Origin of the sequence: Streptomyces sp. NPDC015032, from assembly GCF_043080425.1 — a bacterium.
Taxonomy (GTDB): Bacteria; Actinomycetota; Actinomycetes; order Streptomycetales; family Streptomycetaceae; genus Streptomyces.
Genome location: NZ_JBIBVN010000009.1, coordinates 57,101 through 68,710, shown reverse-complemented (window position 1 = coordinate 68,710; position 11,610 = coordinate 57,101). Strand labels below are relative to the sequence as shown.

General features: G+C 68.6%; 11 protein-coding genes and 3 pseudogenes. 9 read left to right on the top strand and 5 right to left on the bottom strand.

Annotation, left to right across the window (positions count from 1 at the left end; genetic code table 11):
• Window positions 1-12: 12 nt before the first annotated feature.
• The 5 genes and pseudogenes from ACF08M_RS15655 to ACF08M_RS15635 form a co-directional block, all read left to right on the top strand.
• Window positions 13-333, top strand: a complete 321-nt coding sequence (locus ACF08M_RS15655) for a transposase (protein WP_392185795.1) — start codon at window positions 13-15, stop codon at window positions 331-333.
• Between the two features lie 126 nt (window positions 334-459).
• Entirely contained in the window at window positions 460-2,166 is a 1,707-nt protein-coding gene (locus ACF08M_RS15650; protein ID WP_392185794.1) for a sensor histidine kinase, read from the top strand.
• Between the two features lie 96 nt (window positions 2,167-2,262).
• Entirely contained in the window at window positions 2,263-2,931 is a 669-nt protein-coding gene (locus tag ACF08M_RS15645; protein ID WP_392185793.1) for a response regulator, read from the top strand.
• A 316-nt stretch (window positions 2,932-3,247) separates the two neighbouring features.
• Window positions 3,248-3,592 (top strand): serine hydrolase, encoded by a 345-nt coding sequence (locus ACF08M_RS15640; protein WP_392185792.1) that lies wholly within the window; start codon window positions 3,248-3,250, stop codon window positions 3,590-3,592.
• Between the two features lie 142 nt (window positions 3,593-3,734).
• Window positions 3,735-4,108: pseudogene (locus ACF08M_RS15635) on the top strand (transposase); the annotation flags it as partial.
• Window positions 4,109-4,168: 60 nt separating this feature from the next.
• On the opposite strand, the gene ACF08M_RS15630 reads toward ACF08M_RS15635, so the two are convergent.
• Window positions 4,169-4,660 (bottom strand): GNAT family N-acetyltransferase, encoded by a 492-nt coding sequence (locus ACF08M_RS15630; protein WP_392185791.1) that lies wholly within the window; start codon window positions 4,658-4,660, stop codon window positions 4,169-4,171.
• A gap of 99 nt (window positions 4,661-4,759) precedes the next feature.
• On the opposite strand from ACF08M_RS15630, the gene ACF08M_RS15625 reads away from it, so the two are divergent.
• Window positions 4,760-5,683: a LysR family transcriptional regulator gene (locus ACF08M_RS15625; protein WP_392185790.1), complete on the top strand. Its 924-nt coding sequence runs from the start codon at window positions 4,760-4,762 to the stop codon at window positions 5,681-5,683.
• Here ACF08M_RS15625 and ACF08M_RS15620 read toward each other — a convergent pair whose 3' ends face one another.
• On the bottom strand, window positions 5,684-6,061 hold the full coding sequence (locus ACF08M_RS15620) for a hypothetical protein (protein WP_392185789.1): 378 nt from the start codon (window positions 6,059-6,061) through the stop codon (window positions 5,684-5,686).
• A gap of 135 nt (window positions 6,062-6,196) precedes the next feature.
• Between ACF08M_RS15620 and ACF08M_RS15615 the strand changes: the two genes are divergently transcribed.
• Complete coding sequence (locus tag ACF08M_RS15615; protein WP_392185788.1) at window positions 6,197-6,979, top strand: crotonase/enoyl-CoA hydratase family protein; 783 nt, start codon at window positions 6,197-6,199, stop codon at window positions 6,977-6,979.
• 237 nt (window positions 6,980-7,216) lie between these two features.
• Here ACF08M_RS15615 and ACF08M_RS15610 read toward each other — a convergent pair whose 3' ends face one another.
• Complete coding sequence (locus ACF08M_RS15610; protein WP_392185787.1) at window positions 7,217-7,915, bottom strand: GNAT family N-acetyltransferase; 699 nt, start codon at window positions 7,913-7,915, stop codon at window positions 7,217-7,219.
• Between the two features lie 319 nt (window positions 7,916-8,234).
• Between ACF08M_RS15610 and ACF08M_RS15605 the strand changes: the two are divergent.
• Together ACF08M_RS15605 and ACF08M_RS15600 are read left to right on the top strand one after the other, a co-directional pair.
• Window positions 8,235-8,387 (top strand): annotated as a pseudogene (locus ACF08M_RS15605) (PLP-dependent aminotransferase family protein); the annotation flags it as partial.
• A gap of 136 nt (window positions 8,388-8,523) precedes the next feature.
• Window positions 8,524-9,174: pseudogene (locus ACF08M_RS15600) on the top strand (aminotransferase class I/II-fold pyridoxal phosphate-dependent enzyme); the annotation flags it as partial.
• Window positions 9,175-9,566: 392 nt separating this feature from the next.
• Here ACF08M_RS15600 and ACF08M_RS15595 read toward each other — a convergent pair.
• The gene (locus ACF08M_RS15595) at window positions 9,567-10,802 is read right to left on the bottom strand and encodes a glycosyltransferase (protein ID WP_392185786.1); all 1,236 of its coding nucleotides are present in this window, start codon (window positions 10,800-10,802) and stop codon (window positions 9,567-9,569) included.
• Window positions 10,803-11,609 carry an alpha/beta fold hydrolase gene (locus tag ACF08M_RS15590; protein ID WP_392185785.1) on the bottom strand — a complete coding sequence of 269 codons (807 nt, stop codon included), beginning with the start codon at window positions 11,607-11,609 and terminating at the stop codon, window positions 10,803-10,805.
• Window position 11,610 lies beyond the last annotated feature (1 nt).

Genomic DNA, 11,610 nt, shown 5'->3' with positions numbered 1-11,610 from the left:
ACTTGGATCCTGATGGTCCAGGAGAACGGGGTCCCCGTGGGGATGAAGCACTGCCCTGCCGGGTTCAAGGCGGACGCTGTCGCGTTGTCCCGGTCGAGGCCGGGAGCGGTGATCAAGTCGGTCGCCACTGATCTCGGGGCGAACACCGAGACACTGCGGAACTGGGTCCGGGCCGCCGACGGACGGCGTCCCGGTTCACGCTCTGTGCCCCCGGCCGCTGCACAGTCTGGCGGTGACACTCCCCGGGCGGACTCGGCCGCCGCGCCAGGTGGAACTTTCGTCGTTGTCCGTCGCGACCAATGGCTGACGCGGAGCAGGTTGAGGGGGCCTTAACGTAGCCGGGTGACTCGTGTGGAATCTACGGCCCTCAAAGCATCGGCTCGCCAGGCACTTGCGGCGAGGCTGCGTTCGGCGACCCCGCGGCTGGCCGCCCCGGGCAGGGCTCTCTTGGCTCCCGGAATGTGGTCTCCCTGGCGCATCGTGGGCGAATCGCTGCTGAGCGTAGCGTTCGGGCTGCTGGGAGCAGGTCTCGCAGCCCTGGGCAACGGCGGCACCGTACGGATCGCTGCCACCGGACTGGCGATCGCGGCGCTGTCACTTTTGCGCCGGACACTGCCCACGACCGTGCTGCTGGTGACCGCCGTCGGCTCTGTCCTGTTGGGCGGTCTCGCTCCGTTGGTCCTTGTTGCCGCCTGGTCGGCGGGGCGGCGGATCGACGTGGTCGGCAAGGCCGTCGGCACCTTCGCCCTCGCATACATCCTCAACCTCGGCCTGGCAGTCGTGCAGGCGCTGCCCCATCTCTCGCTGCCCCGCTTGGTCTTCAGCGTCCTGTGGCCGCTGGTCGCGATCATCGTGCCCGGCCTGGCCGGCCGCTACCGGTCGCAGCACCGTACGCTCACCGACACGCTCCGGGAGTACGACGCCCAGCAGCAACGCGAGCGCGCGTTGATCGCCGGACAGGCCCGGGCGCGGGAGCGCCAGCGCATTGCGCAGGACATGCACGACAGCCTCGGCCATCAGCTGGTGCTCATCTCGGTGCACGCGGGCGCGCTGGAGGTGGACCGCGAGCTGACCGGACGGCAGCGGGAGGCAGTGGGGGTGCTGCGCGAGGCGTCGGTGGCCGCGATGCACGAGCTGCGCGAGGTGATACAGGTGATGCGGGACAGCACGGGGGCTCCCCACCAGGACCGCACCACCCCAGGCGTCGCGGCTGCGGCGGCGGAGGAAGCCACGGCGCTGTCGCGCGGGGTGGCGGGCATCGAGGGCCTGGTGGAAACGTCCCGGAGCACGGGCGTGGCCGTGGAGCTGCGGCACTCCGGCGAGCCGCGCACGCTCCCTCCGACCGCCGATCACGCGGCGTACCGCATCGTCCAGGAGGGCCTGACCAACGCCCACAAGCACGCCCCGGGCGCCCCGATCACCGTCGAGCTGCGGTATGAGCCGGACTCGCTGGTCGTGGAGGTCGCCAACGGACCCGCAACCGGGACGACGGACAACGGCCGGGACGTGGTGAGCGGCGGCCAGGGGCTGACCGGGCTCGGTGAGCGGACCCGGCTCATCGGGGGCATGGCGCACGCGGGCCCGACGGCGGACGGCGGCTTCCGGCTGGCGGGCGTGCTGCCGTACACATCGCCGGAAGGCGGTATCCCGAGCCCCGAGCCCGGCAACGTGGCGACGACGTTCGTTGATCCGACAGGCGCCTTTTGGCAGCAGACTCCGGGGGACTCCTTGGACGAGGGTGGTCCCGTCGTGAACGGGAACGGTCTGAAGGAGCTGGCCAAGGCAATGAGCAGGAAGAACAGAAGCGGCATAGCCATCGGCTGCGGGATGGCGGTACTGATCCCTCTGGTACTGGTGATCGCCGCCATCGGCGTCGGGGGATACGTCCTCCTGGAGAAGGCGGAAAAGGCCAGGATCGAGCCGAAGCAGTACGACGCGGTGAAGGTGGGACAGTCCGAGGCAGAGATCCGCAAGCAGTTGCCCAAGGAGAACTCCTTCGTGACCGACGGCCTGGAAATGGGTGCGCCGCCCGTGCCCAAGGGGGCGGAATGCCTCAGCCTGACTTCCACGGAGTCCAGCAACAATCCGGACATGGAGCCGGTCTTCCGGTTCTGCTTCAAGGACGGCAAGTTGACCGAGAAGAAGTCCTTCGAGGTGAGGAACTGAGGAGTGCCGGGCGCTCGATCAGGGATGATCGGGCGTTCGATCAGGGATGATGGTGAGTGACCGCAGGTAGACACTCAAGGACCGCGCAGGAGAGTCATGATCAGGGTTCTCGTCACGGATGACGAGCCGCTCATCCGGGCAGGCGTCAGGATGATTCTCTCCTCCGCCGACGACATCGAAGTCGTCGCCGAGGCGGTGAACGGCCGTGAGGCGGTCGAACTGGCCCGGACCCGCCGCGTGGACGTCGTGCTGCTCGACATCCAGATGCCGGTCATGGACGGACTGACGGCCCTGGCCGAGCTGCACCGGACCGTACCTGACACGCGGGTGCTGATCCTGACAACCTTCGGGGAACAGCAGAACGTACTGCGCGCCCTGACCGGGGGCAGCGTGGGTTTTCTGCTCAAGGACTCGGCGCCCGCGGAGCTCATGCGCGCGGTCCGGGCTGCCGCAGCCGGAGACGCATACCTGTCGCCGGGTGCCACCCGCCGTGTCGTGGACTCGTTGGCGTCCGGCCGGAGCGCCCACCGTGCCGAGCAGGCCCGCCGCCGGCTGGAGGCGCTGACCAACCGCGAGTTGGAGGTCCTGGCGCTGCTGGGTGAGGGCCTGTCCAACGCGGACGCCGGTCGGCGGATCCATATGAGCGAGGCCACGGTCAAATCGTACGTGAGCCGAATCCTGACCAAGCTGGGCTGCGAGAACCGGGTGCAAGCCGCATTGCTGGCACGAGACGCCGGCCTGGAACCTGACCCCACCGCTCGATGACGTCGATGCAGAGCCCGCTGCGGGTGGATCTCAACGCACAGGTCCGAGCCTCACGCATCGCCTGGCAGACCCTCCCACCGGAACTGCCCCCGGGCCCACCTGGGGCGTCTGGACAGAGAGGTTCTGCTGTTCGACGGGGCCAGGTGCGCTACGGCGGCGCCTCAGCCCTGGCCGGATTTCTCGGCTCCTCCCCCATCCGCAGATACCAGCTGATTGGGCGCTGTCTGCGGCTTCCCCCCATCAGCCTGGCAGCGCACGTCATCCACCGAACGGTGGCCAGGAAACCGACATCGCATGCCGGACGGTACAGCGGCGTGTGCACTGCCCCGCATCACCGACTGAGGGCCCGCCCTGCCCCCGGTACCCATCTGCATTCTCAACAGCACCCAGACCCCCAGGCCCCCAGGTCAGCCACTACCAGGACCTCGATCGCTTCGTCCAGATCGGCTCGCTGACCAAGCCGCTCACCGGAACGCTGCTCGCCCAACTGACTGAAGCAGGCGTGCTCCAACTCGACGACCCACTCGACCGATTCCTCCACATACCTGCCGGGACCGGCATCACCCTGCGGCACATCCATTCCAGGTCGCCCGCAGCGCTCCGATCGAGTCGGCTGAGACGGTGGTGGCGAACGGTCTGCCAGGGTGAGTGCCGTGTTTAGGCCGGGCGGGGTGTGTCACGGGGCCGTGTCCCGGAACCGGCGGGCGAGACAGCTGAACCAGGTCTGCTGGGAGGTGGCCGCGAGCTGTGACTCGGGAGCGAACGGGTCGAAGGCGTAGTGAGTTGTCCGCAGCAGTCTTTGACGGACCCTCGGCTGGACCTGCCCGAAGATCCGCGCCCCGGAAACGGCCGACCGCTGGACCTGGCTCGTCCTCGCCGCCTACACCCGACTCCGCCTCGCCCGCCCGCCGGCAGCCGATCTCCGAAGGCCGCGGGAGAAACCGAGCCCGCCGGGCCGGCTCACTCCAGCCCGCGTCCGCCGCGATTCTCGGCGCATCCGCCCGAACACCGTCTGTCCGGCCCGAGCACCGAAACCCTCCCGCTCCGGCCCCGAACGACCACCAGGCCACAAAACACCTGGCCCACCCCACGCTACGACGTGCACTCAGCCCGCAAAACGGACACCGCGAAACCGAGGACCAAGAAGTCCACGACGCCAGGGCCCGCCGCACATTAAAGATCAAGCTAGTGAAGACAGCTGCGGCGCGAGGCAGATTGCGAGCTCCGGGCCGGGGCGTCACTTCAGCTCCATGAGGACGTCGGCGCGGTCGTAATAGCCGGCCACCGGGAGACGGTTGCGGGTGATCCTGATGAACCCGGCTTCCTCGTACAGGTGGATGGCGGGAGCCAGCTTGCCGTTCGTACCGAGAAACAGCCGGGCCGCATCAAGTGCCTGGGCACGGTCGATCGCTGCGGCTACGAGCTGGCGGCCGATGCCGCGTCCTTGCGCAGCGGGGGCCACGGCCATCTTCGCCAGCTCGAACACGGCCTCCGGATAAGCCAAAAGTGCAACGCACCCGACAACGGTGCCGCTGCCCTGCTCGCGCGCCAGGAGCACATCACCACCTGGACCCACGATGCGGCCGAACGGATCTCCGAGAACCGCCCGGTCCTCTTCCTGCAGGGTGAATAGGTGGGAGATCCACTCCTCGTTCAACGCGCGGAACGCGTCGGCATCACTTTGTGAGGCGATCGAGGAGACCACGGTGGGAGCAGAGGTGTACGGCATGAGGCGGGTTTCCCTTCGGGTGTAGCTCCCCGCCAGCCTCCGGTCCCACTTACCCATATGTCCAATACAAACAGTGGCCCCTATCAATAAGCTTGAAATATGGATCAGCGAATCGAGCTCCGCCACCTGCGGTACTTTCTGGCTGTGGCCGAGGAACTCCACTTCGGCCGTGCCGCCCAGCGGCTGAACATCGCTCAGCCCGCCCTGTCCCAGCAGATCAGACAACTCGAGAAGATCGTCGGTGTTGAGCTGTTCCGGCGGACCTCTCGAAGCGTCCGCCTCACAGACGCGGGAGCGACGTTCCAGCCACGGGCGAGGGACCTTCTGGACCGTCTGGCGGCCGACCTCGACGAGGCCGGCCGTGTCGGGCGCGGTGAGGCCGGCCGCCTGGATGTCGCCTTCATCACTTCCGCCACCGCGATCGTCAGCGAACGGCTCCGTGAGTTCTCCCGCTGCCGCCCAGACGTCCAGGTCAAACTGCACGACGGCTTCACCGTCGATGTCCTGTCGGCTCTGGAGCGGGGTACGGCCGACATCGGGATCGTGCGTGATGCCGAGAAGCGAGACGACATCGACCTTTCCCTGCTGACAACGGAACGGTTTGTCGCCGTCATCCCCACAGAACACCCCGCCGCAAGGGCTGATCGTGTGGAAGCAACGGCGCTGGCCGCTGACCCGCTGATCCTGTTCCCGCGTTCAGCAGGAGCCCAGGCGTTCGACGTGAACACGCAGCCGTTGCGGGACGCCGGCATCGACGTCCAGGTCGCGCAAGAGTGCTCGAACTGGCACACCATCATCATGTTCGTCGCCGCTGGCCTTGGCGTCACCATCGCCCCCTACAGCGTCACGGCGCTGCTCCCCGCAGGCGCCCGACGCCTTGAACTCGACGGGCCTCCCACAATGAGCCGGATCCTCATGGCTACCCGCCGAGGAGACGACCGTCCCCTCGTACAAGCCTTCATCGCAGCTTCTGAGTCCGTGGCAGGTCGTGGCCACGACCGCACGACGAGAGCCGGGCCGTGATCAGGCGGTTGTGTGAGCGGGCGAGGGCGGCCAGCCGGTCGCGCTGCTCCCGGTCGAGCACCCAGCCGAGGGGGTTGTGCACGGTCGGAATCGTGTAGATCGCACGGACGGCCCGGGTGCGGCACAGCTGATCGAGTACGTCGAGGTCGTCAGCAGGACATTGCGCGGCACTGTATCGATCCCCCGCCCCAGCAGATAGTTCGCCACGATCGCCCGGTCGTGGCGGTGTCCGCCCGGCAGGTGCTGGCGCAGCAGCGCCTCGACGTCTCCCGGCATCGCCGTCGTGCGCAGGGCCAGCCGCAGCTGGTCGGCCTGCCCGGGGGCCAGGGGCTGGTTGAACGACACTCGTGGACGACGGCCTTGCAGGAGGACGGTCACATGCGGCACCTGCTGTCCGTCGCGGAGGCAGATGGGAGATGAGCTCCATTGTATCCAGGACAATTAATGGATCGTCCTGGCTCACGGCTCGTAGCCTCGGTGAGTCCGAACCCAGGTGAAACGGAGTAACCCGGCATGACCGTACGCATCGAGCGGGACGACCAGCTCGTAGTGATCACCATCGACCGGGAGCAGAAGCTCAACGCCCTGGACTATCCGACGATCGACGCGCTGCTCGCACAGCTCGACCTCATCGACTCCGACGACAGCATCCGGGCGGTCGTCCTGACCGGCGCCGGGCGCAGGGCGTTCAGCGCGGGCGCGGACATCCCTTCGCTTGCGGCCAGCATCGCCGGCGGGCCCGAACGTGCGCTGCGCGAGATCGTCCGCCGGGGCCACACGCTGACCCGGCGGATCGAGGAGTTCCCCAAGCCGGTGATCGTCGCGGTCAACGGCCTCGCCTACGGTGGTGGCTGCGAGATCACCGAGGCCGCCCCGCTCGCGATCGCCGCCGAGCACGCGACCTTCGCCAAACCCGAGATCTCCCTCGGCTTTCCGCCCCCCTTCGGCGGCTCCCAGCGCCTGCCGCGGCACGTCGGTCGCAAGCGCGGCTTGGAGATGATCCTGACCGGCGACCCGATCCCGGCCGCCCGAGCAGCCGAGCTGGGTCTTGTCAACACCGTCGTACCGGCCGACGAGCTCATGGACGCCGCGCGGGACCTGGCCGCGCGGATCACCAGGCACGCACCGACGGCCGTAGCGGCCTGCCTGCGCGCGGTCACCCGTGGTATCAACCTGCCGATCGACGAGGGCCTGGCGGTCGAGGCGGCCTGCTTTGCAACCACCGTCCCCACAGACGGAGTACGGACCGGCCTGCGCCGGTTCCTCGACCGGACGGCCGTAACCGACCGAACCTGACACGCTCGACCGCGGCCTCCTTGGGCGCGCCGGTCCGGGCCGGAATGTGCGAGGACCTGCCGACCTTCAGAAGGTCCAGTGGTTGCCGACGGGAGGCCGGGGTCAAGCAGGACAGTCAAGCCAGGCCCCGCGGTGGCGGCCCATTGGGGGGCTTGCTGGACACCCATGCGATCGGGCCTGACTTCAGGGCCGCTACAGAATCCGGTTCAGCTCACTGGCTGCACGGGGTTTCGAGACCTACGGCATCACGACAGTCAGTGATGTACCAATCAGCTCAAAACCGAGCTTCTCGTAGACGCGGCGGGCCGGATTCGCATCGCTCACGACGAGCGAAATGTCGGCCAGCCCGTCGGCCGCAGCAGCGCCGAGCACCTGACGCAGCAGACTGGCGCCAAGGCCCGCGTAGTGGGCTTCGGGCCGGCGGAACACATCCGCGACCCACGGCAGTCCGTCACGGTCGGTGATGATCGCCCCAGCCACGACACGGTCCGTCTCGTCCACGACCAAGGCGCTGCACGGAAGGACCGGCCCGAGAACGGAGCCCGCCAGCATCGGTGCCAGGAGCTCGTTGAGCGCTTCTTCGTCGCTGCCCGAGTGGTGGTCGGGATGATCGGCAGAAAAGGCGGCCCGCCATGCCGGGAACACCGCGTCGGCATCGAGGTCGCAAGGGACGGCCCGAAGTCCGTTTCCCAGGGCGCATGATGACCAGTCGGCCGGTGGCGGACACGCGACCAGGTCCCTCCGCATTTCATGGGCGTGCCGCATCACCCGTGCGCCACGGCGCAGCAGTTGCTCACCGAGTTCCACGGATCCCGAGACTGCCCATCCGGACATTGCGGAGACGATGGTGTCCACGGGGTCGGGGCCGACCACTTCGGCCAGGTCCGCCCACGGGTGCCCCTCCCGAACACCCTGCAGATAGGTCAGGACCGGCACACCCTGCCCATTGGTCAGGGTGTCGCGCTGCTCGTCGTTCTCAGTCACTCTTCATCCTTGAAAGATCATGTGTACTTTGGCGCGAGCATTCTGCGGTTCCGCATCCGGGACCGCAACAGAATTTCCGCCTGCACGTGGGTCCGGCCTCCCGGCCGCAGCGTCCCCGTAGCTTTACGGCGCAGGTATGCCGTATGCCGGCACTGGCAGTGTCGGATCCGGGCACGGGCGCAACTCCTCAGCTCTCGTCGGCTCTCGATGGATGTCCCGGACGGTACGGACTGTAAAGTGATGCAATCAAGAAATTGTCCTAGATACAGGGATGGTGGCCGTGCGGGTCGAGCGATTCCGGTCCATCGCAGACGAGATCGCCACCGCCATCCGCGCCGGGACCGTCCCGGCGGGCACGCGGCTGCCCACCCACCGGAATCTCGCACGGGAGCGCGGCATCGCGCTGGCGACGGCCACGAAGGTCTACCGGGAGCTGGCGGCTGCCGGGCTGGTAGTGGGTGAGCCGGGCAGGGGTACCTATGTCCGCGACCTGAGCGGGTTCGGCGACAGCGACCCCCGCCGCCTGCCCACCGGGGCCCGGCTGGCCGACCTATCCCGGCGTGAAGCTCCTTGCCGGAGTCCGCCGTATCGAGCTCGCCCCCGTCCCCTGCGGTCCTGCCGGTACCGACCTCGACGGACTCGAGGCGCTCTGCCGAGAGCGCCCGGTCTCGGCGATCTATGTGATGCCGGACCTGCACAATCCCCTCGGGTTCACACTCGATGCCGCAGCCCGGGACCGGATCGTCGAAATCGCCCGTCGATACGACTGTGTCCTCGTCGAGGACGGCACCTACGGCTTCCTCGTCCCGGACGCGCCGGCGCCACTGCAGGTCCTGGCTCCGGAGCGCACCTTCTACGTCGGCAGCCTGTCGAAGAACCTCTCCACCGGACTGCGCGCCGGACACATCGTCGCACCACGACAGCACCTGTCCACTCTCACCCGGACGCTTCGGGCATCCAGCTGGGGAGTATCCAGCATCGCCACCGCCCTCACCACGCGATGGCTGCGCGACGGAACCGTCGCCCGCCTGGAGAAAACCCGACGTGAGGACGCCCGCCAACGCCAGGCCATCGCCCGCCGAGAGCTCACGGGCCTCGGCCTCGTATGTCACCCCGGCTCCTACTGGGGTTGGCTGCCTCTGCCCGACGAACTCAGAAGCGACGTCGTCGCCCACCGCCTCGCCGAAAACGGGGTCCTCGTTTCCACAGCCGAAGCCTTCGCAGCAACACGGCACGCGCCCAACGCGATACGTCTTGCACTGGCCACACCAGGCATCGACGTACTCAGCGCTGCACTCAGACAGATCCGGGAAGCGATTCGGCTTGCCCGAGCCGACCAGCAGCTCTCCGCCCGGCGCCACCGCCACCGCGCGGACAGGTGCGGGGAACGACAGGGCGGGAGCGGCCTGCCGGCCGGTGGCCAGGTCCCATACCCGCACCGTCTTGTCGTCGCTGCCGGTGAGGGCGATGGGGCGAGTCCGGAGGCACTGGCCAGCCAGGCTCAGGACGAGGGACAGCGTCAGGGTGCGCCCATGGGGCCGGGCGTAGCCGAGGAGCGAGCCGAGGGTGCCCGGAGGGTTGTCGGCAGGTGGGGTGTCATCCGTCATCGGCTGCCTGTTTTCTCCTGCTCCCGGCCGCGTCCATGGCCGCTGGAGGGCGGCTTGGGACGCGGCAGGAGACCTTCGAGGCGGTCGGCTGCGGCTTCGCTTCCGCCCGCTGCCCGGAACGAGAGGCCGATCGCGCGCGCCGCATCGCGGTATCCGGTGGCCTCGTCCAGGACGGTGCCGACGGCGTCGGCGATCCGTCGGGCGTCGGCACGGCCGAAGCGCAACCGGACGCCTGCGCCCGCTGCGGTGACCTGGCCCGCGACAATGGGCTGGTCGTCTCTGATGGGAGCGACTACCAGAGGTACGCCGTGCCACAGCGCCTCGCAGACGGTGTTGTGTCCGGCGTGGCAGACGACGGCGTCCACTCGGGCGAGCAACGGCAGTTGGGGGATGCATGGACGTAGCAGGATGTTCTGGCCCGCCTTGGTCACAGTCCTGGCGGGGTCGGCGACGACGGCGCGTGTTCCGGGCATGCCGGACAGTGCCTGGACTGCGGCGTTCAGGAACGGCCCGCTCGCGTCCGCGTTGGCGGTGCCCAGGCTGACGAGGACGGTGTGCTCCGCCCCCTCCAGCCATTCCCAGGGGAAGTCGGCCGATGCCGGCCGGTCGGTGACGGACGGGCCCACCAGCCATACGTGTTGGGGTAGTGGGGCCGGGCCCAGCAGGGCACTGGTGGTGTAGGCGAGGGTGCCGTGCGGGGACATCCTCGGGTCGGCTGTGCCCCTCCCGTCCGCGATCCGGTCGCGCAGCGCCTCGATGAGGCCGTCGAGCCAGGCCGCTACCTTGGGCATGCCCGCGAGTGGGTCGACGAGTTCGGCTGAGGTGGTCGCGGAGGTGACCCAGGTCAGGCCGAGCGATTCGGCGACGATGCCGCCCGCGACGGTCTGCTGGTCGGCGATCACGATGTCCGGGGCGAACTCCTGGATGGCGTTGCGTATTCGAGGGGCCATGTGGTCGGCGAGCGGGATCAGGAATCGCTCCCACAGGAACTGGAAGGCTGCGGGGCCCTTCAGGTTGGCGGTCCGGCCCGCGATCTCCTCGTCGTTGTGCGGCTCCGGGTCGGGTGGCGGGCAGGGGAACACGCGTGCGTCGGGTCCGGCCAGGCGGTGAATCAGGTCGGCAGGTCCGGCCCAGGCGATGTCATGGCCTCGTGCGGCGAGCGCGGCTGCGGTGCTGACCGAAGGGTTGATGTGGCCGACCAGGGGTGGCACGACGAACAGGAACCGGCTCATCTAGCCCGCCTTCAGGGGTGTGTGGGTGTCGTCCTGGAGCCAGTCCAGGATCAGGTCGGCTGTCTCCTTCGTGCGCTCCACGAGCACCGAGTGCCCCTGGTCGGGCAGGACGACGGTGCGGCAGTTTTCGAGAGTGGCGGCCAGGTGGGCGGCTTGGCCGGAGAGTTTGGAGTTGGCGCCGTACAGGGCGAAGACGGGGCAGCGGATGTCGGCGAGCCCGTCGCCGAGGATACGGCTGCGCGGGATGTCCTCGCCCAGTGTGGTGCGGTCCAGGAGGCGTCCGGCGAGCTGGAAGGGGCGCGCGTTGCGCTCGGGATCCTCGGCCAGCCAGGTGCGTACCTCCTTGATCACCAGTCCGCCTTCTTCGCCGGTGAGGCCCTCGGCCATCTTCTCGGCCCACGACTTCACCGGCGGTTCGGACTCGATCGCGATGACGGACCTGACGCGGTCGGGCCGGGCGGCGGCCAGCCCGTAGGCGATGGCGCCACCGAAGGAGTTGCCCACGATGTGCGCCGGGCGGTCCTCACCGAGGACGTCGAGGAGTCCGTCCAGGTCCGAGACGAAGTCCTCCAGGCGGTAGCCTGTGGCAGGCCGGCTGGTCCGCCCGTGCCCCCGCAGGTCGTACATGAGGACGTCCATGCCCTGCCCGGCGAAGGCGGGGCCGAGCGAGAAGTAGTAACTCGCCAGGCTGTCGATGAGCAGACCGTGGACCAGTACCACAAGGGGTGGTGGGTCTTCGGCCGGCGGACCGGCCGCGGACATGCGCTGTACGTGGATGTCGAGTTCGCCGACGCGGATCTTCGCCATG

What these genes read in the sequence shown, in the direction of transcription:
- ACF08M_RS15655 (WP_392185795.1), top strand. Translation starts at nt 13, where the DNA reads ATGGTCCAGGAGAACGGGGTCCCCGTGGGGATGAAGCACTGCCCTGCC.
- ACF08M_RS15650 (WP_392185794.1), top strand. Translation starts at nt 460, where the DNA reads ATGTGGTCTCCCTGGCGCATCGTGGGCGAATCGCTGCTGAGCGTAGCG.
- ACF08M_RS15645 (WP_392185793.1), top strand. Translation starts at nt 2,263, where the DNA reads ATGATCAGGGTTCTCGTCACGGATGACGAGCCGCTCATCCGGGCAGGC.
- ACF08M_RS15630 (WP_392185791.1), bottom strand. Translation starts at nt 4,660, where the DNA reads ATGCCGTACACCTCTGCTCCCACCGTGGTCTCCTCGATCGCCTCACAA.
- ACF08M_RS15625 (WP_392185790.1), top strand. Translation starts at nt 4,760, where the DNA reads ATGGATCAGCGAATCGAGCTCCGCCACCTGCGGTACTTTCTGGCTGTG.
- ACF08M_RS15615 (WP_392185788.1), top strand. Translation starts at nt 6,197, where the DNA reads ATGACCGTACGCATCGAGCGGGACGACCAGCTCGTAGTGATCACCATC.
- ACF08M_RS15595 (WP_392185786.1), bottom strand. Translation starts at nt 10,802, where the DNA reads ATGAGCCGGTTCCTGTTCGTCGTGCCACCCCTGGTCGGCCACATCAAC.
- ACF08M_RS15590 (WP_392185785.1), bottom strand. Translation starts at nt 11,609, where the DNA reads ATGGCGAAGATCCGCGTCGGCGAACTCGACATCCACGTACAGCGCATG.